Here is a 25782-nt window from a genome sequence, read left to right on the forward strand (position 1 = left end):
TCAGCTTTACAACCAAAGATAAAAAAAGGTTTGTTATAAATAGGTAAGTAGTTTTTCATTTGGTTTTCTTACTTTCTTAAGTGTACTGAAAACATCATCCTGTGCTCGGTATCCAAGTGCGAGGGTGACGGCCGGCCGCTCGAGGGTCGTATCAATTCCTAAAGCCTCAGCAAGAATATCGGAATTAAATCCTTCCATGGGGCTGGAGTCGATTTCTTCTAATGCCGCTGCCATAATGAGATGACCTAAAACGATATAGCCTTGTTTTTCCGACCAATGAATTAGGTTCTCAGTGCCCACTTTTTCGCGATGACCTTGAATGCTGGTTTTAAATCCCTCGAGACTTTCCATCGGTATTTCTCTCACTTCGGAAATATGCCGAAAATACCCCTCAATGTAGGAGTCTTCTATGTTCGTTTTGGCCGTGATGAGAATTAAATGGGAACAAGTAGAGATCTGAGATTTATTGTAAAAAGCGTCAGCCACCTTTTCAAGACTTTCGCTCGATTCTAAAATATAAATTTTATAGGGTTGAAGACCTAAAGAAGAGGCAGAAAGCTGTCCTGCCTTAAGGATACGTTCTAGCGCGTCCTTTGGTACTTTTTGGTCGCTAAATTTCTTGACAGAATATCGTTTCTCTAATGGGGTAATGTAATTCATATCACAAAATTAAGGAATTTACGCTAGCTCTCAGAGGTAAAAAAACATTCCTTTTAATTGAGGCTTAAAATAGAGAATCGGCCTGCTGCGCTTCAAATCCCTTGTCAATCTCAAGAATCCCTTCTTTATAAGCTTTTACCGCGAGTTGGTCACAGATTTCGTTTTCACGATGACCTGCATGGCCTTTCACCCAATGAAAAGTGGGCTTATGCTTTTCGTAAAGAGGAATGAATCGTTTCCAGAGGTCTGGATTTTTGACGTTTTTGAAGGCTCTTTTCTGCCAATTGCTAAGCCAGTTTTTGTTAATCGCGTCCGAAACGTACTTGCTATCGGTATACAAATGAATGGTATGGCCGTCTGTCTTTAATTCCTCTAAGGCTGCAATCACGGCAAGAAGTTCCATGCGGTTGTTGGTGGTTTTGCGAAACCCTTTCGAATAGAATTTCTCATGGCCTTTGCCTTCAATGCGCATCACAATTCCATAGCCTCCTTTTCCAGGATTCTTGCTGCAGGCGCCGTCGGTAAATATACTAATGGTAAACCCCAAAATTATGAGTTAAAAAGGTAAGTCTTCGTCGCTTGAGTCGTCGAAATCGTTCATTGAGGAACCTGAAAGTCCTGAGTAGCTAGCGTTGTCTGGGGCGTCAAACGCACTGGCGGGATCGATTCCTTTTCGAATCTGATCGAGTCCACTTGTGGAATCTTGGTTGGTAAATTGCGCCCCTCCATATCCTTGGCCAAAGCCGTCGCCGTACAAATCTAAATCGGCAAATTTCCCGAGGTTCTTGATAAACGAAAGTCGAACATCTTCAGTCGCTCCATTTCGGTGCTTAGCGATGATCAGTTCTGCCTGGTTTTCTGTCGTGGATTCCATACCCTCTTCGTCGTTATCCCAGACTGCAATTTTATAGTATTCAGGTCGAAAGATAAACGAAACAATGTCCGCATCTTGCTCAATCGCACCCGATTCCCGAAGGTCGGAAAGTTGAGGGCGTTTCCCGGGTCTGCTCTCCACACTTCTAGACAACTGAGAAAGCGCGATTACAGGCACGTTTAGTTCCTTTGCAATGGCTTTGAGGGATCTCGAAATGGTGGCAATTTCCTGTTCTCTGTTTCCTCCATTTTTCCCTCCACTATTTGCTGTCATCAGCTGAAGGTAGTCTACCATGATGATTTTCACGCCGTGCTGCATGACCAGACGTCGGCATTTCGCACGGAAGTCAAAGACAGAAAGCGAGGGAGTTTCGTCAATAAACAACGGTGCATTTTCAAGTTCAGAAACATTCGAATAAAGTCTCTGCCATTCATCGTCAGCCATTTGACCTTTTCGTAGTTTTTCGGAGGAAATTCCAGTCTCCGAAGAAATCATTCTCGTGATTAATTGGACGGAGGCCATTTCTAAGGAAAATAGAGCGAGGGGTATTTTGTGTCCTACAGCAATGTTTCTAGCCATTGACAGCAAAAAGGCGGTCTTACCCATGGCGGGTCTTGCCGCAATAATCACGAGATCCGAGTTTTGCCAGCCTCCGGTTGCATTGTCAAGCGCCGTGAATCCTGAGGGAATTCCCGAAAGACCTTCCTTGTCTTTTAAAGATTTAATGGTTTCAACGGCTTGTTTTACGAGCGTATTGGCCGTGTCAAACCCTTTTTTAATGGTGCCGTTTGTGATTTCGAAAAAGCTTTGCTCCGCTTTGTCAAGCAGTTCAAAAACATCGGTGGATTCTTTGTAGGAATTGTCTATTACGTTTGCAGAAACGTTAATAAGACTTCGTAAAATGTATTTTTCTAAGATGATACGCACATGGTATTCTATGTGCGCGGAGGAACTTACCCCAAGGGTTAATTCAATTATATAATGATCTCCTCCCGCCAATGAAAGTTTTTCTTGGCGCTTGAGTTCTTGAATCACCGTCATGAGATCGACCGGATGGTTGTCTTGAAATAATTTTAATATGGCCTCAAAAATGACTTGGTGTCTTGGGTCGTAAAAGACCTCTAGTTGCAGTAAGTCAATGGTGTAATCGAGTCCCTTTTTGTCAATGAGGAACGTGCCTAAGACTAATTTCTCGAAATCAATTGCATTGGGAGGCATTTTGCCTTGAGAAATAGACAATTCCTGTGCAAAGTTCCCATGAATTAAGGACGATAAAGTTTCGTTTTGTGCCATTTAGCAAAGATAGTTTTTTTGAAGATGGAATAAAAAAAAGTAATTCACAATCCTTTTTAATTTTTCCTAATATATTTGTAAACAGGAGGTAACGATGTGGATAAGTTGTCTTTAGAGATCCGTTAAAGGAGCTTTCTCTTTAATACTGCATCTTTCTAAGTTTAGGGATTTTCTTCGCTACAAACAAAGCGATAATAAGGGTCATCGTTCCACCAAAAACGACCGATCGTGCTACCCCTAGTAGTTTGGCTGCAAGTCCACTTTCAAATTGACCGAGTTCATTGCTTGACATAATAAAAATGGAGTTGACACTCAGCACGCGACCCCGTATGTGTTCAGGCGTTTTAAGCTGTACAATGGTTCCTCGAATGACGACCGAAATTCCGTCCAAAATTCCACTAAGTACGAGGAAGAAGAACGAAAGCCAATACCATTTTGAGAGACCAAACCCGATGATACAAAGTCCAAATCCTGCCACGGCAAATAAGAGTAGCGTGCCTTGGTTCTTACGTAAGGGCACAAAGGCTAGTGTAATAATAACTACCATAGCGCCTATGTCTGCTGCGGCATTTAAGAAGCCAAAACCTTGGGATCCGACATGCAAAAGGTCTTTTGCAAAGACGGGAATCATGGCCACTGCGCCCCCAAAAAGGACGGCAAACATATCAAGTAGTAAGGCTCCTAGGATTTCTTTTGTGCGGTATATATAGGAGAGTCCTTCTTTCATGCTTTCCATGACTTTCACGCCTTTGTTTACGGCTTCACTGGGATGCAGAGGCAAACGCCAGAAAAACAGGGAAGCCAGAGTCATGAGCCCTACCACGCAAAAAAGCGTACCTGGAATCCCAAACCAATGGATGAAAAAACCGCCGAGTGCATGGCCCGTGACTGAAGCCGTTAAAAAGGTTGCTTGATTGACGGTAATGGCTGCAGGCAAACGAATCGTCCCTACAATTTTAGGGATCATGGACGGAACGATAGGGCCTAAAAAGGCGCGGCAAAAGCCCGTGAGAAATATAGTTCCGTAGATGAAGTAGGTAAGTTCTTTTCCACTAAATCGATGGAGATCACTTTGGAAGTAGGCGACAAGCGCGAGCGTTCCAATTAAAACCACGTATAAATAATTGCATATAAGGAGGAGCCTTTTTTTCTCGGTGTTGTCAATCACGTGTCCTGCGTACAAAGCGGAACTGACCGCAGGGATGACCTCGGAGAGTCCAATGAGTCCGATGGCGAAAGGGTCTTTGGTTAAATCGTAAACCCACCAGCCAAGTAAGGTGGCCAGCATCCGGAAAGCCAAGACTAAAAAAAAGCGCCCCACAATTAAATCACGAAATTGGGGGATTAAAAGGGTCTTGATCGGCTCTCTAGAAATCATGGCTCAAATGTATTAAAAGCAGAGCTACAAATTAGAAAAGTATTCTCTCTTTTTTTTCGTGAATTGCAACCTAGGAGCGATTTGCTTATTTTTGCCCCATGAACTGGATTATTTTAATTGTTGCTGGACTTTTTGAAACGGGATTTGCGACCTGCTTAGGGAAAGCGCAAGAGACCCAAGGAAAAGAAAGTCTTTATTGGTGGATTGGATTTGGACTCTGTCTTTTTATTTCCATGTTTATGATGTATAAATCGATTTCGTGGGGAACAAATCCAATTCCAATTGGAACTGCCTACGCCGTTTGGACAGGGATTGGAGCTGTAGGTGGAGTACTTGCGGGTATTTTCATTTTTCAGGAGCCCGCTACAATGTGGCGCTTGTTTTTTGCGAGTACACTGATTGCCTCTGTCGTGGGTCTTAAACTCGTGAGTAGTTAGAGGTTTTCAATCGCATACTTAGAAAGCTCGTCTCCGATTTTACGATCGTTTGCAAGGCGCGGAATTTTGTTTTGTCCGCCCAGTTTTCCATTTGATTTTGCATACTGACGAAAAGCTCCTTTTTCTAGAGAGCAAATTTTTAAGGCTCGAAGAACTCGACCTTGCACTAGGTCTCTGTAATAAGAGTTTTGATCTTGAAGAGCCGTGTCGAGTTGGCTGGCAAACAAGTCTAAATCCTCAGGATTTCTCTCGAATTCAATAAACCACTCATGGTAAGGAGGTCCCTCTTTAGGGTCTACTTGCGGGGCCAAATGAAATTCAGTGACTTGGGCTTGTACGGATTTCAGTGCAGATTCCATCGCGTTTTCCACTTCAATGGCAATGACATGTTCGCCAAAGGCAGACGTGAAATGTTTCGTTCTTCCGCTGACTAGAATTCGGTAGGGTTCTTTGGAGATGAAGCGAACCACGTCCCCAATGGAGTAACTCCAAAGGCCTGAATTCGTCGTTAAAATAAGGGCGTAATCGGTATGAAGTTCAATGTCTTTAAGAGTCAATCGAGGAGCACCCGGTTTTCCATACTGTTCCAAAGGAATGAATTCATAAAAGATGCCATGATGGGTTAAAAGAAGGAGCCCTTCTTTTTGGTAATCGTCTTGAAAGGCGAAAAAACCTTCACTAGCCGGAAAGGTCTGAATTGTATCCACAGGCCTTCCTAAAAGCTCGTTCATTTTTTCACGGTACGGTTCGTAATTCACCCCACCCGTAATTAAGAGTTGAAGATTGGGAAACATTTCTGTGATTTTCTTTCCGCTTCTCGCCGTTAGTTTCTCAAAGTACATCACTAGCCAAGGCGGAATCCCAGAAATGAGCGTCATGTTTTGTTTTTCAGTTTCTAAAACAATTTGATCTACTTTTTGCTCCCAGTCTTCAATTAAGTTCGTTTCTAAACTAGGAAGACGGTTTTTTTGTAAATAGGCGGGAATATGGTGAGCGACAATTCCAGAGAGTCTCCCCACGTGAATACCGTTCTGTTCTTCAAGCTCAGGTGAGCCTTGTAAAAAAATCATTTTCCCATTCACAAAATCGGCAGAGTCCTTTTTGTCAATGTAATGGAGGATCGCGCTTTGCGCAGCCTGAAGTTGAAATGGCATTCCTTGTTTGGAGATCGGAATGTATTTCGAACCAGAGGTCGTTCCAGAGGTCTTCGCGAAATACAGGGGGATGCCAGGCCATAGAATATTCGCTTCGCCTCTTTTGGTTTTGTCAATATAGCGCTTCAAACCTTCGTAATCACTTACCGGAGTTTTATTTTGGTACTGCTCAATCGTTTGAACCGTATTAAACTCATGCTCGAGACCAAATAATGTCTTTTCTGCAGTCTTTACAAGTTCTAAAAGTAAGGTTTCTTGGTCCTCAATCGCCTTGTTTTTAAACGCCTGTGATTTTTTCACATGGCGTTTGGCCCAGAGTCTTGCAAACGTTTTCTTGATAAAAGGAATCATAGAGCAAATTTAGCAAAAATTATGGGCGCAAAACTGTTTTTTCCAAAAACACTACCTTTGCGCAAATAACGGTTTCAGGAGTCCTGAAATCGCTTTTCTGCTTTAAGTACTTTTATCTATGCCATTAAAAAGCCTTCGAGATACTCTTTTCCCTCAGATTCTTTTAAAAGAGTTTGGAAAACAAATTATTGAGTCTCTTTCTCAGCCTGCCCCGACCAGTGTTAAAGGGTTTGTGGGAAGCGCCCATTCTCTTTTTGTTGCAGAGCTTGCGCTCACGCAAAAGAAAACCTTACTTTATCTGGTGGCAGATAAGGAAGACGGTCTTTATGCGAGCGCAGAACTAGAGGAAATCTTAGGCAAAGAAAATGTTCTTTACTTTCCGCCCTCCCATATGGAGCCCTATCAAGTAGAGAAAATCCAAAATGCAAATCTAGTTCTACGTACCGATGTACTCAATGAACTATTGGCTGACAAATCAGCCAAGGTGATTGTAGCTCCCTATAGAGCTCTCAGTGAGAAGGTGCTTAAAAAGGAAGATTTTTCTCGCATATCTCAGACCCTCCGAGTGGGCGAGTCCCTCCCTTCAAATTTTGAAGAGGAATTAGCAGAGAATTATCACTTTACACGATGCGATTTTGTCTCGGAACCCGGAGAGTTTTCCGTTCGAGGAGGAATCGTGGACATCTTTTCCTATTCCAATGAGCAGCCCTACAGGTTAAGTCTTTTTGGAAGTGAAGTAGAGTCCATTAAGACCTTTGATTTAGAATCGCAGCTTTCTGTAGAAAAAGTAAGCTCCTTCCAATTGGTTTCTAATATGAGCTATTCGGTGAGCTCAACTCGCACAGGATTCTTGGATCTTTTTCCAAAGGATTCAATTGTAGTGAGTAAAAATTTAGAACTGGGTGCTACACAAATAGAAGCCTTTTTCGAAAAAGCAGAACTTAATTTTGTAAACTTAAGCAAAGACATAAAACACCAACGCCCTGAAGAGTTGTTCATTTCAAAAGTGGATTTTGAGCATAGCCTGCAAAGGTTTAAACAAATTGATTTTTCTTCTCAGCCGAGGACTGGCGCCATGCTTATTGAGTATCCTTTGCAACCACAGCCTACTTTTCATAAGAATTTTGAATTTCTAGCGGAAGATTTGAATTTGAAGAGAAAGGCAGGTTATGATACCTGGATTTCCTTTAGCTCGCCAAAGCAAAAGGAAAGGCTCGAAAGTATCCTTGAAGAAATGAACCACGATTTAAGCTTTCAAAGTTTTAAATCCGAACTTCATGAAGGGTTTGTGGACCCAAACCTAAAAATTTCGGTTTATACCGATCACCAGATTTTTGATCGTTTTCAACGCTACAAAGCGAAGAACGAATTTGCAAAATCGGAGCAGCTTACACTAAAGGACCTAATGTCCTTGCAAGTAGGAGATTATATCACCCACATTGACCATGGAATAGGGAAATTTATGGGACTTGTAAAGGTGAATAACAATGGTAGAATTCAAGAGTGTTTTAAACTTTCTTACAAGAATCAAGATTTGCTTTATGTAAGCATTCACTCGCTGCATAAGATTTCAAAATATACAGGGCCCGAAGGCAAAGCAATCGTCCTTTCCAAACTGGGATCGCCCGCATGGAAATCCTTAAAGGCAAAAACCAAAGCGAAGGTAAAGCAAATAGCCTTCGATTTAATTGAACTTTACGCCAAGCGAAAAAGCGCAAGAGGATTCGCTTTTACCCCCGATACGTATCTTCAAAATGAGCTCGAAGCTAGTTTTATTTATGAAGACACGCCCGATCAAGAGAAAGCCACGCAAGATGTGAAAAAAGACATGGAAGCTGTGGGCGTGATGGATCGTCTGGTGTGTGGAGATGTAGGGTTTGGGAAAACTGAGGTCGCGATTAGAGCGGCTTTCAAAGCAGCAACTGACGGGAAGCAAGTAGCAATTCTAGTGCCCACCACGATCCTTGCCTTTCAACATTACCGTAGTTTTCAAGAGCGATTGAAAGATTTTCCAGTGACGGTTTCCTATTTGAACCGGTTTCGAACTGGGAAGCAAAAAGCTGAAACGAAGGAAGGACTTAAAAATGGAAAGATTGACATTGTAATCGGAACGCATCAGCTGGTGGGGAAAGACATTGTTTTTAAAGATTTAGGGCTTTTGATTATCGATGAAGAACATAAGTTTGGAGTCGGGGTAAAAGACAAATTAAAGACTTTGAAAAGCAACGTGGATACGTTAACTCTTACAGCCACGCCGATTCCAAGGACTCTCCAGTTTTCGCTCATGGCCGCTCGGGATTTGTCCGTAATCAAAACCCCACCGCCCAACCGTCAGCCCGTGCAAACAGAGTCCATCGCATTCGATGAAGAAATTATTCGAGATGCAATTTCTTATGAGCTCCAACGAGATGGGCAGGTCTATTTTATCAACAATCGAATTGAAAATCTAAAAGAAATTGCAGGTCTTATTCAGAGGCTTGTGCCGGATGCAAGGGTCATTACGGGGCACGGTCAAATGGATGGAAAAACCTTAGAGCGAAACGTGCTTGACTTTATGGAAGGGAAGTACGATGTTCTTGTCTCGACAACTATTGTAGAGAGTGGTGTCGACGTTCCCAATGCAAACACGATGTTCATCAACGACGCCCAGCGTTTTGGAATGGCGGATATCCACCAAATGCGAGGGAGAGTGGGGCGAAGCAATCGAAAAGCGTTTTGCTATCTTATTACTCCATCTTACGATTTAATTTCTTCACAAGCTAGAAAAAGACTTGAAGCCATCGAGCAATTCTCGGACTTAGGTAGTGGATTCCAAATTGCCATGAAAGATTTAGAGATTCGGGGAGCTGGAGATTTGCTGGGAGCCGAACAAAGTGGATTCATCAACGAAATGGGATTTGAGACCTACCAAAAGATCATGCAGGAAGCTCTAGAGGAGCTTCAAAACGACGAATCTTTTGAGGATTTGTTTGAGAACGAAGAGCAGCGAAGTAAGCTGGTTCAAACCAAACGCGATGTGAACATTGATACCGATTTAGAATTAATGCTTCCGGATTACTACGTTCAAAGCACGGAGGAAAGGCTTTCTCTGTACCAGAAATTGGCAGAAGTTGGAGATGCCATTGGACTGCTTCGTTTTGAACATGAGCTAATCGACCGTTTTGGACCGATTCCAAAAGAGGGAGCGAACCTTTTAAAATCGGTAGAGCTCAAATGGCTTGCCCAGTCTATTGGTTTTGAAAAGGTGATTATTAAAAGCGGTGTGTTTTTAGGATATTTCCCCGGAAATCCCCAAGATAAATTTTATACCACACCTCAATTTAGCCATTTGATTTCCTATCTTTCGGCCAATCCTGAGGAAGCTATTTTGAAGGAAAAGCATACCAAAGAGGGAAGCCAATTAATCTTCCGAAAGGAACAGGTAGACTCTGTAGATGAGGTGACTCATCTCTTAGAGCGTATCCTAGGATCAGCCCCTAAAAAGTAACGTATTAATTCTCTAATTGACGGAGTAAGAAACTATGAAATATCTAATTGTAGGCCTTGGAAACAAAGGCGAGGAGTACGAAGAGACAAGGCACAATGTAGGGTTTAAAGTGGTTGATAGAATTGCGAAAATCCTGGAAGTCCCCTTTGCTACGACGAATTTTGGTTGGATGGCTGAAGGGAAATACAAAGGCCGCAAGGTTTTGCTTTTGAAACCGGATACCTATATGAATTTGTCCGGCAAAGCCGTGAAGTATTGGATAGCAAAAGAGAACATACCGCTTTCTAATGTGCTTGTCGTAACCGACGATCTTGTTCTTCCCTTTGGAACCTTGCGTATGAAAGCAAAAGGATCGAGTGCAGGCCACAACGGATTAAAAAGTATGGAGCAGGAATTGGCCTCCCAAAACTACGCAAGACTTCGTTTTGGAATTTCCGCCGAGTTTTCAGAAGGAAAGCAGGTGGATTATGTGCTAGGCACGTGGAATGAAGAAGAGAAAAAAGACTTAGAGGCCCGAATCGAGCAGTTTTCTCGAGCTTGCCTCAGTTTTGTCTTTGCTGGAATTCAAAATACGATGTCCGCATTTAACGGAAAGTAGCAAAAGGGTTTTGTTTATTCTCCTTTTTTGTTCATAACCCAGCTTGAATTCGTAAGGTCATAAACCTTCTGGATGTCCTTCAAGATTTCTTCAAAATCAATGTCTAAATCAATGAGGCGGCCTGTGGCCATATCAAACACGAGACCGTGGACAATGGGATAATCTTCCATTATATACCGCTCTTGTACGCATGCCATTTTAATCACATTGATGCACTGTTCAACCACATTTAACTCCACGAGTCGATTGTAGCGCTCCTTGTCGCATTCAATTTGATCAAGTTCCTGTTGGTAAGTTCTGTATACATCGCGAATGGTTCTTAGCCAGGGATTTAATAGTCCTAAATCTTCTGGTGTCATGGCTGCTTTTACACCACCACAACCATAATGTCCGCAAACCATAATGTGTTTCACTTTCAGATGCTGCACGGCATATTGAATGACAGCCGTAGAGCTCATATCCAAAGTGTTAACCACGTTGGCAATGTTACGATGCACAAAAAGTTCTCCGGGTTTAAGTCCCAACAATTCCTCTGCTGTCGCTCTTGAGTCACTACAACCAATATAAAGGTATTCTGGCTTTTGCCCTGCCGCAAGCTTTTCGAAAAATTCAGGATCTGTTTCTAGTTTTGATTCAATCCATTTTTGGTTGTTTTCAAAAAGGACTTCGTAGGACTTGCTCATAGAGTAGGTTTTTAAGGGTTAATTCAGCTGTATAGATCTGCGGGAAATGTATGTTTTCAGATGTAAGATTAATTTTCTCTAGGATCAATTGTTTTTCGACCAATGCTTTTGTAATAAAATTGATGTTGTTTAGGCCTCTCTAAAGGATAAAGATTTCGGCCGTCAAAAATTACTTTTTGGTTCATTTTTTCTGCCATTAAATTGAAGTCTGGGTTTTTGAATTCGGGCCATTCTGTAGCAATTAAAAGTGCATCCGCGCCTTCCAGCGCATCATACATGGTGCTGGCATACTTGATTTTTGAGCCGAGTAGTTTTTTTACATTCTCCTCTGCGATGGAGTCATAGGCTGTGACCTGCGCTCCTTTTTCTAGCAGCAGTGCAATATTGTCTAACGAGGAAGCCTCTCGTATATCGTCCGTATTGGCTTTGAAGGCAAGCCCCCATAGGGCAATCTTTTTGCCTTTTAAATCGCCAAAATAATTCTCCATATCATCTATCAGAATCACCTTTTGTTTTTGGTTTACATCCTCCGTGGATTCAAGTATTTTAAAATCAAAATTCTCATCTTTTCCAGAATGAATTAAAGCTTTGACGTCTTTTGGAAAGCAGCTTCCTCCATATCCAATGCCAGGGAATAGGAATCGTTGTCCTATTCTATCGTCAGATCCCATTCCTAATCTTACCATGTCTACGTCCGCTCCTACCTTTTCGCAATAATTTGCAATTTCATTCATAAAGGTAATTTTCACCGCCAAAAAAGAATTTGCAGCGTATTTGGTGAGTTCCGAAGATTTTTCATCCATGAAAATGATAGGAACACCTGTGTTGGTAAAGGGCTGATAGATTTTGGACATGATTTCTTTTGCTTTGGCACTTTGAGTGCCCACAATCACACGCGCAGGATTCATGGAATCTTCGACGGCAAATCCTTCTCGTAAGAACTCAGGATTCGAAACGACGTCGAAAGGATGGTCTGTTTTCGAAGCAATAAGCTCACTTACTTTCTGCGCGGTTCCTACAGGAACGGTCGATTTATTAACCACCATTTTGTACCGGTCCATAAGTTCTCCGATTTGTCCGGCTACGCTTAGTACGTAGGATAGGTCCGCAGAACCGTCTTCCCCTGGAGGAGTTGGTAGGGCTAGGTAGATCACTTCACATTGTGAAAGCGCTTCCTTAAGATCCGTTGTGAAATGCAGGCGTTGCGCCTGAATGTTACGAAGGAACATTTCTTCTAAATTGGGCTCGTAAATGGGGATTTGTCCGCTTTGCATTTGCTTTACTTTGGACTCGTCGACGTCGACACAGTAAACAGAGTTTCCAAGTTCGGCAAGAGTGGTGCCTGTAACCAGACCTACATAGCCGGTTCCAACGATGGTAATATTCATAACGTTTTATTGCTACTGCAAATTTAGAAAAAAAACGCCGGTCTTTGCGTACTCTAGAAACTCACGCAGATATTTCTTGTTTTTAGTTCGGTTTTCAAGTTTATTTAGGATGTACTATATTGATTATAAGGATGATATTGCTTTGTGTGACCAAGCATTGCCTTTTATAGGATTTACTTTGCTTTCTTCCCTGAATGCTCCTATTGCCTGGGTTAATCCATTAATTTTGAAGTTACTAATTATTTATGTATCTTTGCCGAAGATTTAGAGAACAGATGAAAAGGCCTTCGCGTAGAAAGCCTTTTTTCGTTCGAAATATTTTGAACATGGAATTTAAAAAACAGATTGAGCAGTTATTGAATGATTTTCTAGAGCAAAGAGAAGATTTGTTTCTGATAGATTTGAAAATTTCAACCTCTGATGAGGTAAACGTCGTGTTAGACGGGGACAATGGTGTGACTCTGCAAGATTGTCTGGACGCCAGTAGGGCGATCGAATTCAATCTAGACCGCGAAGAGCGAGACTTTAGTTTGCAGGTAGGATCCGCAGGACTTAGCGAACCGCTAACAAGACCAAGACAATTTCGTAAAAATATCGGACGTGACTTAAGCGTAGTTCTTCAAGATTCAACTGAAATTGAGGGAGAACTCAGTCGTGTGGAAGAGGATAAAATAGCCTTAGTCCTACGCTACCGAAAACCCAAAGAAATTGGAAAAGGAAAAGTGGACGTGGAAGAAGAACGCGAGATTTTACTCGCTGACATAAAGAAAGCCACCGTCGCACTTAAATTTTAAAACGGACTGCTTTAAAAACAAGCAGAGAAAAGAAAAGGCAACATGAAACTTTTAATAAGAACAAAGTAATGGATAATTTAGCTTTAATTGAAGCGTTTGGCGATTTTAAAGATGAGAAAAGTATCAGTAAAATTGACCTGATGGCCATCATCGAAGATTCCCTAAAAACGCTACTAAGAAAGAGATACGACTCAGATGATCATTTTGATGTGATTGTAAACCCAGATAAGGGAGATTTTCAAATCTTCCTAAATAAAAAGATTGTCGAGGATGAAATGTCTGAAGACGATGATTTGGAAATTGAGATTTCGCAAGCAAAGAAAATAGATCCTACGTTTGAGGTTGGTGAAGATTTCACCATGGAAATTCCCGTAGCGCAGTTAGGTAGAAGAAATATCTTAACTTTGAAGCAGATTTTGGCTACCAAATTGCAAGAACATAACAATGCGCTTCTTTATGAGCAGTTCCACGATCGAATCGGAGAAATTGTGGTAGGAGAAGTTCACCACATTCGCCACAAACATGTGATTCTTTTAGATGACGATGGAAATGAGTTTATTCTTCCAAAAGAAAACCAAATTCCTTCGGACTTCTTTAAGAAAGGAGAAAATGTAAGAGCAATTGTAGAGAGTGTAGACTTTAAGGGGGCTAAACCTCAAATTATTGTCTCACGTACAGCGCCTAAGTTTCTTGAAAAACTTCTTGAATTGGAGATTCCAGAAATTCAAGACGGAACGATTATTTTGAAGAAAGTAGTTCGTATCCCGGGTGAGAAAGCGAAAATCGCTGTGGATGCGTACGACGATAGAATTGATCCAGTAGGTGCCTGTGTAGGGGTGAGAGGGTCAAGAATTCACGGAGTAGTTCGCGAATTAAGAAATGAAAATATAGACGTGATCCAATGGTCTAAGAATCCTGAAATAATGGTAAAAAGAGCCCTTGGGAATGTCACTGTCAATAAAATAGAAATTAATCCAGAGACGGGATATGCACTTGTGTATACACCGGTTGAGGAAATTTCGAAAGTGATAGGTAAGCATGGACAAAACATTCGTCTAGCTTCCTGGTTAAGTGATTTTGAGATTGATGTATACCGTGAGACTGTTGAAGAAGACGACGTTGAATTAAGCGAGTTCTCGGATGACATCGAACTTTGGATCTTAAATGAATTTAAAAAAGTGGGTCTTAACACTGCAAAAAGTGTCTTGGACAAAGACACGGACAGTTTGATAAACATGACTGACCTTGAAGAGGAGACCATCGAAGAAGTGAAACAAATTCTTAAAGAAGAATTTGAGGATTAGACGAAGCGATATACTCTAGTTCACTTCGAAGCCCATTAAAAACAAAAGTTAAAAGTATAAATGCCAAAAATTAGATTAAATAAAGCGGTTAAGGAGTTTAATATCTCGATGTCAAGGATGGTGGAATTTCTACAGTCTAAAGGTTTCGAGGTCGAAAGCAACCCGAACGCTCAATTAGAAGAAGCGGCATATTCTGCATTGGAAGCTGAGTTCGCCAAAGACGGGGAACAAAGAAAAGCATCCCATGAGGTTGTCATCTCTAAGGTTCCAGAAGAGAAGCTAGAACTAGAAGAGAAGAAGCCTGAGGTCATAAGAGCCAAAGCTAGTCTAAAACCAGAAACGAGAATTCTTGGTAAAATTGATTTGGAAGCAGCTGCAGGTACTCCCGCGGAGGCACCTGCCCCAAAAGCAGAAGTAAAGCCTGAGGCACCTGTGGAAAAAGAGCCAGAGGTGATCAAAGCGGCTAAAACCGAATTCAATGTGCTTGGAAAAATCGATCTCTCTAAGATTGATAGTTCTTCTAAGCCAAAGCCAAAGACGCAACCCAATGAGGCAAAACCAACCGAAGAGGTGAAAGAAGTGAAAGAGCCCGCAGAACCGAAAGTGGAAAAAGTGGAGGCGCAGTCTGAGCCTGTGAAACGTGAAGTGGCTGAACCTGTGAAAGAAGAGGTCAAAGAGCCCACTGCACCTGCAAAAGAGACTGTGGATTCTCCGGAAGGACAAGAGTCCGAAGTGCTTAAGACACAATATAAGAAATTAGACGGTCCAAAAATTCTTCAACAAAAAGTGGATCTTACTCAATTCCAATCGAAGAGTAAAGATTCTGCAAATAAGAAGAAGAAAAGAAAGAGAATTGAAAAACCGGCTACGCCAGGAACACAAGCTGCTAGCGGCACCGGAAATCAAAATCGTCCTAACCAAGGAGGCGGAAATCGCCCTAACCAAGGGGGAGGTCAGAATCGTCCGAATCAAGGGGGAGCCAAAAAAGGCACAGGTCGTCGCGGAGAGCGCGTCATGCCGGTTGAGCTTACCGACGAGCAAGTTAAAAACCAAATTCGTGAAACTCTAGAGAAGCTTACTAACAAAGGAGGTAAGAGCAAAGGAGCAAAACACAGAAGAGATAAAAGATCCGTTCGACGTGAGCAAGACGAGCTACAGCAAGAGATCGACGCACAAGACAGAACCTTAAAAGTAACGGAATACATTACCGTAGGAGAACTTGCTTCTCTTATGGATGTAAGTCCAACGGAAGTGATTTCCACATGCTTCTCTCTAGGAGTAATGGTAACCATGAACCAAAGGCTAGAAGCGGATACGCTTCAATTGGTTGCAGATGAATTTGGATACGATATTGAATTCTCTGACGCAGACCTTGAAGAGGCTGCGGAAGAAGAAGTACCAGACAGAGAAGAAGACCTTTTACCTAGAGCACCAATTGTGACTGTAATGGGTCACGTTGACCACGGTAAAACTTCCCTTCTGGATTACATTAGAAAGGCCAATGTGATTGCAGGAGAATCCGGAGGGATTACCCAGCACATTGGAGCCTACAATGTGAAATTAGAAAACGGTCAAAGAATTACATTCTTAGATACTCCAGGTCACGAAGCGTTTACAGCGATGAGAGCTAGAGGGGCGCAAGTCACCGACATTGTAATCGTTGTAATTGCAGCGGATGATGACGTGATGCCTCAAACCAAAGAAGCGATTGCTCACGCACAGGCGGCAGGTGTACCGATGATTATTGCAATCAACAAGGTAGATAAGCAAACTTCCAATGCGGACCGAATCCGGGAACAACTTTCGGCCATGAATATCTTGGTAGAAGATTGGGGAGGAAATGTTCAAGCGCAGGAGATCTCTGCAAAATTTGGTACCAATGTAGACCAACTCTTGGAAAAAGTTCTATTGCAGGCGGAGATGCTTGAATTGAAAGCAAATCCTGATAAAAATGCACAAGGGGTGGTGATTGAAGCTTCCCTAGACAAAGGAAGAGGTTACATTTCGACGGTCTTAATTCAATCGGGAACTCTGAAATTAGGAGATTATGTACTCGCGGGGAAAAACCACGGGAAAGTAAAAGCCATGTTGGACGAACGAGGGAAAACCATGGAAGGTGCCGGGCCTTCAATTCCAGTCACTATTTTAGGACTTGATGGAGCGCCTACCGCAGGGGATAAATTCCGAGTTTTTGCCGACGAGAAAGAAGCAAAATCAATTGCAAACAAGAGAGAGCAGCTTCAAAGAGAACAATCGATTCGAACCAAGAAACACCTTACACTCGATGAGATTGGAAGACGTATTGCACTTGGAGACTTTAAAGAACTTAACATTATCCTGAAAGGGGATGTGGACGGTTCAGTGGAAGCGCTTTCGGATCAGTTACAAAGACTATCCACAGAGGAAATCCAAATCAATATCCTTCACAAAGGAGTAGGTCAGATCACAGAATCCGACGTGCTTCTCGCTACAGCATCGGATGCCATCATGATCGGATTTAACGTTCGTGCTGGAGTAAGTGCAAAAGAGATTGCGGACAGAGAAGAGATTGAGATTAGAACCTATTCTGTTATCTACGATGCAATTGACGATGTGAAAGAAGCGATGGAAGGGATGCTATCTCCTGAAATCCGTGAACAAGTTATTGGAAACGTGGAAATCCGTGAAGTCTTTAAAATATCGAAAGTGGGAACCATCGCAGGATGTATGGTCCTTACAGGTAAAGTGACTAGAAACTCGAAAATCAGACTACTACGTGATGGTATCGTGAAACACGACGGTGTCCTTGAAAGTTTAAAGCGATTTAAGGATGACGTGAAAGAAGTAACGAAAGGCTACGAATGTGGACTTAACATAAAGGGATACAACGACATAGAAGTTGGCGATGTATTAGAAGTTTATGAAGAAATTGCAGTGAAGAAAAAACTTAAGTAGTTTTCTTTATGATAATATTAACAAACCAGATGAGAAATCATCTGGTTTTTTTGGTTTTTATTGCAAAAGTTTTTGACGTAATGTTCTGAAAAATAATAATATGCAGTTATTTAAAATCATTATAAATAAGAAATATTATACCAAATTTAAGATATTTGCATATAGCGGAAATTGATAGTAATCTCACATTAAATGGCAGTTAACATTTTGTAATCCATAATAACTTAGGTCATATCATAGGGTTAAACTTTTTAAATGGACTGAAAGTTTGCGGGTGTTAAATTTTTTTAACATATTTGCGAAAATATAATATTAAATTTTGTTAATATGAATGTAAAACTACAGGTGTTGACCGCAGGTGCGCTATTCTTTTTGGGTAGTCAAACGGTATTAGCACAAAAAGATTCTCTTAGAACACAGAATGTTGAAGAAGTAGTGGTTGTTGCTTTTGGTAGTCAAAAGAAGGAGGCGATCGTCGGTTCCGTTGCGACTGTTGATAAGAAGACCATCGAAAGCCAGCAAGCGACTAGTGTACTAAGTGCCTTGCAAGGGACTGTTGCTGGGGTAAATGTGATTTCTACTGGTGGTATGCCAGGAGATAACCCAACTATTTACATTAGAGGTATTTCGTCTATCAACGCGAGCGCTGAACCTCTTATTATTGTAGATGGATCCCCTTACGGAGGAAACTTAAATTCAATTCCACAAGATCAAGTTGAATCATTAAGTGTACTGAAGGATGCTTCTGCAACTGCACTTTATGGATCAAGAGCTGCAAATGGGGTTGTGATTATTACTACAAAAAAAGGTAGACTAAATTCAAAACCAAGAGTTAGTGTAACGTCGCTTATAGGTGTGTCTACATCTGCAGTTAAGTTTCACGAAACTTTAGGGGCAGAAGATTTCTTGAAGGGTACATGGGAAGCCTTCAAGAACAATGAAATGTATAACAACGGTGCAGATGCTGCAACAGCAGGTCAATTTGCATCAAATCAGTTAATCAATAGACTAGGTTACAATCCATATGATGTTGCAAATCCGGTCGATGCAAATGGAAATATCGTAAACGGAGCTAATCTTCTTTGGGATACAGACTGGAAAAAAGCGATTATTAATGAAGCTGCTATCAAGCAAGAACATCGTTTTAATCTATCTGGAGGTAGTGAAAACACAACTTACTTTTTAGGAGCTGATTACTTAGACATGTATGGTAACGTGAAAACTTCAAGATTCGAAAGACTTGGATTTAGAGCGAATGTAGAATCCAAAGTGAACAACTGGTTGAAAGTTGGATTGAATTCTTCATTTACATCTTCTTCACAAAACTATCCTACTCAGTCAGGTAACTCGTACCAAAGTGCTGTTCAATGGATTTATACAATGCCTAACATTTTCCCTCTTTATATGAGAGACGAAAGTGGTGCATTTATCTATGATACATTTGGTAATAAGCAATATGACTACGGAAATAACGCTTCTTCTGGAAGATTACTTAATGCACAAAGAGGTACATTAAATAATGAAAATGCTGTAGGTGCACTTTATAACTACCAAGTAAGAAATAATCGTTACGACGTTTTTGCAAATGGATTTGCAGAAGTAACATTTACCGATTATTTAAAATTAAGATCTCAAGGGTCTTTCCAATTATATACATACGACAGCTATGAATATAGCCACTATGCATATGGAAACGCTGCGAGTGTTGGTGGTCGTGTTTCTCAGGGAAGAGACCTTGCGAAAACAATTAACTGGACAAACAGTTTAAACTTCAATAAGAAATTTGGTTTACATACGGTAGATGCTCAAGCAATTTTTGAGATCATGGACTATCGCTATGATGCTTTAAGTGCACAAGGAACAGGTTACTTACCAGAAGTATTTGTACTTAATGGTTCTACAGTTCCAGAAGGAGTGGGAGGCTACATCAACCAAGAAAGACTTGTTGGTTATTTAGGAAGAGCTGCTTACAACTATGCTAATAAGTATTTTGTTGAAGGTTCAATACGTACAGATGGTTCAACAAGATTTGCTCCAGAAACTAGATGGGGAACTTTCTATTCTGTTGGTGGTGCATGGGTAGTAAGCAAAGAGAATTTCTTCCAAAATGACGTGATGAATCATTTTAAACTAAAAGCATCTTATGGTGAGCTTGGTAACAATGCGACATCAAGTTACTTCCCTTATTTATCTGTGTACAATACGGGATGGAATCAATTAGATCAAACGGGTATCCTTTTAGGAGGTGCAAGAGATTACTTCTTAACTTGGGAGAAAACAGCGTCATTTAACGCAGGAGCTGAGCTTGGATTCTTTAACAACAGAATTACTGCAGACGTGGATTACTTTAACAAGGAATCTATTGACCTTATCTACGCGAAGCCACTTCCTGGTTCAACAGGTAACACTTCCATCACAACAAACGTAGGAGCATTAAGAAACTACGGATGGGAATTTAGTATCAACTCACTAAACTTTGATACAGATAAATTCACTTGGAGAACGAACCTAAACATGACTTTTGAGAAAAATGAAATTACTGCGTTAACTCAAGATTCATTCATCAACGGAACTAAGAGATGGGAAGTTGGACGTTCACTTTACGATTTCTTCCTTGCAGAATGGGCTGGTGTTGATCCTCAGACGGGAATGGGTACATGGTATCATACTGTAACCGATGCAAATGGTAATGAAACGAGAGAAGTTACTTCAGATTATAATTTAGCAAACCTCGAAGAAAGTCGTATTTATACAGGTACTTCTTTACCTAAATTCCGAGGAGGTTTAACAAATAACTTCCGTGTAAGTAATTTCGAATTAAACACATTATTTAACTTTGCATTCGGAGGTTCAATTTATGACTCTACGTATGCAGGATTAATGAGTGGATTCTCAAGTGATGGTAGACAGCAACATGCAGATACTAAGAATTCTTGGAAAAACCCTGGAGACATTACGAATGTACCAATGAATATTGCTTCCAACAATCAGAATACATCACAATCAACAAGATTCTTGTTTGATAACGATTATATCAGATTAAAAGCTGTAACTTTAGGATACAATGTAAATAAAGATCTAATAGAAGGAATGGGACTTAACAACCTTAAGATTTTCTTACAAGGAGATAATCTGTGGACTTGGCAGTCACATGAAGGTATTGATCCAGAACAAGGTTTATCAGGAACGACAAACAGTAGATCCTACAACCTACGAACTATTTCGCTTGGTGTCAATTTTGGATTTTAATATAAAAAGAAGTTAAAACAATGAAAAATATAAAATTAATTTTATTAGTACTTTTGATTGGTTTTGTTCAATCATGCCGTGAAGAATACTTAAATGAACCTGCGCCGACAGACACGGTTACTCCTGATGTGGCATACGGTTCTTATGAAGGAGCAAAAGCACACATCGCTGGTATTCTTAGAAGAACTCGTGGGCAGTTTACCTCGACCGACTCAGGTAATTTAGGTGCGATGTATTTTGCACGTGAAAATAAAGGGAACACTACGATAAACAATGGTAGCTGGTTCGCTTTCGACTATGAAAACGATAACAGAGAGCCTAACTACAGACGTACTGTATTTACATGGAACTTTCCTTATTACCTAATTAATCAGGTTAATGCTTTTATTCAAGGAGTGGAAGAAAGTACAGCGATTAGTGATACAGAGAAAAATGAGTTATTAGGACAGGCGTATACAATGCGTGCTTACTTCTATTTTGAATTGAGTTTAGAGTTCCAGCATACTTATTCTTTTGATCCTTCACTGCCAGCTCCTCCGATCTATACGGATGCAGGCGCATTAGAAGGTAATCCAATGAGTACAATGCAGGAAATGTACAAATTCATCACTGATGATTTAGAAAAAGCAATTTCAATTGGTACTAACGCAAGAGATAATAAATCTTATTTCAACAAGGCAGTTAGTTACGCTGTTGCAGCAAGAGTTTACCAAGTAATGGGTGATTGGACAAAAGCAGGGAATTATGCGAAATTAGCATACGGTGGTAGCGCTGCAGCTGCACTAAGCCCAAGTTTCTATCAGTCAGGATTTGATAGCATGGATGAAGGTGTGGAATGGTTATTAGCTGACCCACAGACTGCAGACCAATCTACTTACTATTATTTAGCTCCTCACGGATTCTATACAAGAACAGAAAGTGCATATAATAATACGTTTATTAACAAATCGTTTGTTGCGTTATTTTCAGCAACCGATGTGCGTAACCAGTTTTATAAAACGCAAGCAGGAATTACAGATTATAGAGAATGGTACACGAGGAAATTTAAATTCGCATTTGATTCCGATTTAGCCCTTATCAGAACTCCTGAAATGATCTTAATTGAAACAGAAGCGCTTTATCATTCAAGTCCATCTGCAGCGCATGATTTGCTTTATACATTGCAAAAAAACAGAGATCCATTGGCTGTGAAATCTAGTAATACTGGAGCCGCATTGTTAGAAGAGATTTTAACAGAAAGGAAAAAGGAATTGTATGGAGAAATTGGAGTTGAGTGGTATGATGCTAAAAGACTTAGAAGAGGTTTACCAAGAGATGCTTGGCACCGTGTGAATTTAGCAAACAATCCAATGATGCCAGATGATAAGAGATTCTTCTTAAAAATTCCTCAGGCAGAACTTGATGCGAATCCAAACATCGATCCCGCAATTAATGCGAATCGTTAAGATTTGAGATATAATATTTGCAATTTGCAAATGATATGCGCCCTATTATTCAATAGGGCGCTTTTTGTTTATGTAATGTTGTAGATATCCTTCGAATTGAATCTATAGTACACTTAGTAGTAAAGTTGGAGTTTATAATTAGATGAGGAGGGTGGGCTCGTGTCGCTTTAGTCCAAGGAAAATTTGACGAGGTCATTTTATTTGAATTGATTTCTTAAATTTGCAGTAGATTCCCATTTGATGAAATACATAATTTGCTTTCTATTTATAGCGGTTGGTCTTAATGCACAAGTTGTTAACAAGACAGACCGTACAATAAACAATTCCGATACGCTGGTAGTGGATAACGGTGAAAAGGATTCCATGAAGATCTTTAAGCCTACCATTGAAGATTATCGTTTCAAGACGCAATATGGGGAGACCAAAGTCTTCGACACTACCTTTACGGCAGATCGAACCTATAAATTTTCACAGTACAATAACCAGGATAATTTTGGTAAGATTCAATTTGCCAATATTGGTTCCGGGTTTCAGGATTTGGTTTTAACAAGAAAGAAAGAACAAGCTCTAACGTTACTGCCGAGTAATAAGTCTCATTTTTATTTGTCAGAGAACCAAATCAAATACTACGATGTAAAAACGCCAACGACTTCTTTTATATACCATACAGCAATGCGTAACGGAGCAGCCCTCCAATCTACATATACTCAAAATGTAGGCAAAAATTTTAATTTTGCTATCGAGTATATGGGGCTTCGGTCTCAAGGATTCTACACCAATAGTTTAGCAGCAAATAGCAATACGCTATTCTCGGCCCATTATCGATCGGAAAACGGCAAATATGAGGCTTTTGCGCATTACATCCATCAAAATGTAAATAACGAGGAGTATGGTGGGATTGAGGATTTGGATTTGTTTTTGGGAGGTGATTCAAGGTTTAAAAACCGGGAGAACCTAGAAGTGAATTTGAACAATTCGGATTCCCGATTTTCAGCAAGACGGTATTATTTGAGTCAAAGTTTCACACCTTTTAATCCAGAAAAATATCCCTTTAAACTTCGTCATACAATTATGCACCAAGGAAATAAGCAGTATTTCAATTTAGGTGCAAACGATGTCACTTACTTTGAGATGCTTCAATCCGGAAGAGATCTTGGTAGTAAGACCTATTCCAACAATTTAAGCAATACGGTTAGTCTAGTTTTTGATAACGAAAAATTTAAATTAGATGCAGGGGTTAGACATCAGAATTTAACCTTGGGAAGTCTTAATGAAATTTCAGAAACGGGACTCTTCGCGGGAGAAGAATGGAGTGAAAGTCGACTAGGAGCAGTAGGGAACTTGCAGATAGATCTTTGGGATAAATTTAACTTGAGATCAGGCGTAGAGTTCTCCAATGGAAAAGTGTTTGGCAATTTCCTCAGAGTGGATAACAATTTGAGTTTTGAGCCTATTAAAGAGTATTTTGTGGATGCCCACGTAAATTTCCAAAGTGCGGCTCCAAGTTTTAATTATTTGCTAAAGGCTTCCCCGATTGTCAATTACAATTACGCCTTGAAAGGTTTCGACAATGAAAGTGTGCTGGAAGTTGGTGGTGTAGTGGGTCTTAAGTGGTTTGATGCCAAAGCGCTAGTAAACTATTTAAGGATTGATAATTACACTTATTTTAGTTCCGTCGGACAACCTAAGCAAGCCGAAAACTCACTGGATGTCACGCAAATTGGTGGAGAAGCGACTTTTTCTGCAGGTAAGTTTCACCTCAATGCCAAACTTCTATTTCAAAGCGCGCTTGGGAACAAGGATTTGTTTCCAATGCCGGATTTTATAGGGCGAGCGAATGTGTACTACAAAGCTCCCGCGTTCAAAAATGCAGCGCAGGTAATGACAGGGCTTAAAGTCTATTACTTCTCAAAGTTTAATTCTAGAGAGTATTCGCCTGTTGTCTCTGAATTTATTTTACCAGGCGCATCAGGCTATGCCATCGGAGGAGAACCCATAGTGGATGTATATTTTAATATGAAGGTGAAAACGATGCAATTTTTCATTGAAGGTCAGAACTTAACCGCTACTTTTATGCAGAATAAATCTTACACTGCTCCTTTTTATCCTCTATACGATTTTAGATTAAACATCGGAATCGTATGGAATTTATTTCATTAATATTTTGAAAAGCATCACCCACATACCCTTTACGCAGATCGACAGCATTCCAAAGTTAATTAAAGATTATTTGGAGGGCGATTTAGAGGCTTACAATGCACAGCGCTTTAGCCTCGAGCATTTTGCAAACCAAATCGAAAAAAAGAAACATTCCTTTTCGAAATCAAGCAGGGAAATTCTTTCGGAGGTTCTATTGGACCAGCACAGAGTGCTTGAACTTAGCGAGAAGCAAAGGTCGAATCTTGATCTGATCAAAGGAGAGAATACATTTACGGTCGTTACAGGGCACCAATTGAATTTGTTTACAGGCCCCGTCTTCTTTGTTTATAAAATATTGCAAACGATAAAAACGGCGGAATTTTTAAAAATAAATTTCCCCCACTATAATTTTGTTCCCCTTTTTTGGCTTGCGACTGAGGATCATGATTTTGAAGAAATAAATCATTTCAAAACCAGAGATGAGTATTATGAACTAAAAGCGAAATCTGGAGGGGCTGTAGGACGAATTGAAATAGAAGAACCCTTCTTTATTCATGAATTTCAAAAGCAGTTTGAACATTCAATTTACGGGACGGAATTGATTCGTTGGATGAAAGAGGCGTATGAGAAGGGTACAAGTCTCACGGAGGCGACAAAGAAACTTGTAAACCGCTTATTCGCTTCTTATGGCCTACTTATGGTGGATGGTGATGAAAGGCGCCTTAAAAGAGGCATGATTTCCACGTTTAAAGAAGAGTTGGAGAGCGAAGCTCTATTCCAGCATTCAAAGAAAGAGGTAGAAACGATAGTAGATACCTACGGCAAAGCACAAGTTAACCCAAGAGAAATCAACCTTTTTTACCTTTCAAGTACTCGCAATCGGATTCAGAGTAGTCCAGAGGGGTTTGAGATCGTGGACACAGAGCTTAAATTCACAAAAGAGGAGCTTTTTAACGAATTACAAAAGCATCCTGAACGATTTAGCCCAAATGCACTCATGAGACCTGTTTATCAGGAAACGGTCCTTCCGAACCTGGCTTATATTGGTGGAAATGCAGAAATCATGTATTGGATGGAACTTAAATCCTATTTTCAACATTTGAATTTAGACTTTCCCCTTTTGATTCCACGCAATTCGTTTTTAATGATATCGGAAAAGACACTCGGAAAAATAAAGCGCATGGATTTGCATGTGTCTGATTTCTATAAGAATTTCGCACAGGTTGTAAATCGTAAATTCCTCGTTGAATCTCAAGTTCAACCTACTCTAACTGAGCAAAAAGAACTACTTATAAAAGGGTTTGAGGCCCTTAAATCAAGAGCCTTTGAAACCGACAAAACCTTTTTGAATTTGGTTCTTGCAGAAGAGAAGAGGCAGCTTCGTTCTTTTGATAAAATGGAGAAAAGACTTCTGCGCGCCGAGAAAATTAAACACCATGAAAAATTGGATAGACTTGAACAGTTGTTTTTGGAGGTTCATCCGGGTGAAAATTGGCAAGAGAGGGTGTTTAATTTCAGTGTCTTCTACTCTGAATTTGGCAGAGATTGGCTCCAAAATTGTTACCTTCAGATGGAAGTTGAAAAATCGGGTGTTAATATCCTGATGATTTAATT

General features: G+C 40.5%; 17 protein-coding genes. 10 read left to right on the forward strand and 7 right to left on the reverse strand.

From position 1 onward, the window contains the following. Positions 1–33: 33 nt before the first annotated feature. The 4 genes from ACX3PU_RS01785 to ACX3PU_RS01800 form a co-directional block, all read right to left on the reverse strand. Positions 34–660 carry an NAD(P)H-dependent oxidoreductase gene (locus ACX3PU_RS01785; RefSeq protein ID WP_459083190.1) on the reverse strand — a complete coding sequence of 209 codons (627 nt, stop codon included), beginning with the start codon at positions 658–660 and terminating at the stop codon, positions 34–36. Positions 661–724: 64 nt separating this feature from the next. Then, on the reverse strand, positions 725–1207 hold the full coding sequence (rnhA, locus tag ACX3PU_RS01790) for a ribonuclease HI (protein WP_459083191.1): 483 nt from the start codon (positions 1205–1207) through the stop codon (positions 725–727). A gap of 9 nt (positions 1208–1216) precedes the next feature. Beyond that, positions 1217–2827, reverse strand: a complete 1611-nt coding sequence (gene dnaB, locus ACX3PU_RS01795) for a replicative DNA helicase (RefSeq protein WP_459083192.1) — start codon at positions 2825–2827, stop codon at positions 1217–1219. A 139-nt stretch (positions 2828–2966) separates the two neighbouring features. Further along, positions 2967–4205: an MFS transporter gene (locus ACX3PU_RS01800; protein WP_459083193.1), complete on the reverse strand. Its 1239-nt coding sequence runs from the start codon at positions 4203–4205 to the stop codon at positions 2967–2969. A 98-nt stretch (positions 4206–4303) separates the two neighbouring features. Between ACX3PU_RS01800 and ACX3PU_RS01805 the strand changes: the two genes are divergently transcribed. Then, entirely contained in the window at positions 4304–4642 is a 339-nt protein-coding gene (locus ACX3PU_RS01805) for a DMT family transporter (RefSeq protein ID WP_459083194.1), read from the forward strand. On the opposite strand, the gene ACX3PU_RS01810 is transcribed toward ACX3PU_RS01805, so the two are convergent. Continuing rightward, the gene (locus ACX3PU_RS01810) at positions 4639–6147 is read right to left on the reverse strand and encodes a GH3 family acyl-acid amido synthetase (protein WP_459083195.1); all 1509 of its coding nucleotides are present in this window, start codon (positions 6145–6147) and stop codon (positions 4639–4641) included. The two genes, ACX3PU_RS01805 and ACX3PU_RS01810, sit on opposite strands and share 4 nt — an antisense overlap. Positions 6148–6265: 118 nt before the next feature. On the opposite strand from ACX3PU_RS01810, the gene mfd reads away from it, so the two are divergent. Together mfd and pth are read left to right on the forward strand one after the other, a co-directional pair. Further along, a complete protein-coding gene (gene mfd / locus ACX3PU_RS01815) occupies positions 6266–9634 on the forward strand; it encodes a transcription-repair coupling factor (RefSeq protein WP_459083196.1) in 3369 nt (1122 codons plus the stop codon). Between the two features lie 34 nt (positions 9635–9668). Then, positions 9669–10232 (forward strand): aminoacyl-tRNA hydrolase, encoded by a 564-nt coding sequence (gene pth / locus ACX3PU_RS01820; RefSeq protein ID WP_459083197.1) that lies wholly within the window; start codon positions 9669–9671, stop codon positions 10230–10232. 14 nt (positions 10233–10246) lie between these two features. On the opposite strand, the gene ACX3PU_RS01825 is transcribed toward pth, so the two are convergent. Together ACX3PU_RS01825 and ACX3PU_RS01830 are read right to left on the reverse strand one after the other, a co-directional pair. Next, entirely contained in the window at positions 10247–10915 is a 669-nt protein-coding gene (locus ACX3PU_RS01825) for a carbonic anhydrase (RefSeq protein ID WP_459083198.1), read from the reverse strand. Between the two features lie 68 nt (positions 10916–10983). Then, positions 10984–12303: a UDP-glucose dehydrogenase family protein gene (locus tag ACX3PU_RS01830; protein WP_459083199.1), complete on the reverse strand. Its 1320-nt coding sequence runs from the start codon at positions 12301–12303 to the stop codon at positions 10984–10986. A gap of 326 nt (positions 12304–12629) precedes the next feature. Between ACX3PU_RS01830 and rimP the strand changes: the two genes are divergently transcribed. The 7 genes from rimP (at position 12630) to bshC (ending at position 25780) form a co-directional block, all read left to right on the forward strand. Beyond that, a complete protein-coding gene (rimP, locus tag ACX3PU_RS01835) occupies positions 12630–13097 on the forward strand; it encodes a ribosome assembly cofactor RimP (RefSeq protein WP_459083200.1) in 468 nt (155 codons plus the stop codon). A 68-nt stretch (positions 13098–13165) separates the two neighbouring features. Then, positions 13166–14401, forward strand: a complete 1236-nt coding sequence (gene nusA, locus ACX3PU_RS01840; protein WP_459083201.1) for a transcription termination factor NusA — start codon at positions 13166–13168, stop codon at positions 14399–14401. Positions 14402–14461: 60 nt separating this feature from the next. Then, the gene (infB, locus tag ACX3PU_RS01845) at positions 14462–17335 is read left to right on the forward strand and encodes a translation initiation factor IF-2 (protein ID WP_459083202.1); all 2874 of its coding nucleotides are present in this window, start codon (positions 14462–14464) and stop codon (positions 17333–17335) included. Positions 17336–17662: 327 nt separating this feature from the next. After that, positions 17663–20584, forward strand: coding sequence for a SusC/RagA family TonB-linked outer membrane protein (locus ACX3PU_RS01850; RefSeq protein WP_459083203.1), 2922 nt, complete (start codon positions 17663–17665; stop codon positions 20582–20584). A gap of 20 nt (positions 20585–20604) precedes the next feature. After that, a complete protein-coding gene (locus ACX3PU_RS01855) occupies positions 20605–22029 on the forward strand; it encodes a RagB/SusD family nutrient uptake outer membrane protein (protein WP_459083204.1) in 1425 nt (474 codons plus the stop codon). Positions 22030–22269: 240 nt separating this feature from the next. Next, complete coding sequence (locus ACX3PU_RS01860; protein ID WP_459083205.1) at positions 22270–24189, forward strand: putative porin; 1920 nt, start codon at positions 22270–22272, stop codon at positions 24187–24189. A gap of 4 nt (positions 24190–24193) precedes the next feature. Continuing rightward, a complete protein-coding gene (gene bshC / locus ACX3PU_RS01865; protein ID WP_459083206.1) occupies positions 24194–25780 on the forward strand; it encodes a bacillithiol biosynthesis cysteine-adding enzyme BshC in 1587 nt (528 codons plus the stop codon). Positions 25781–25782: the final 2 nt, after the last annotated feature.

The organism is Chryseobacterium sp. A301, from assembly GCF_054489425.1.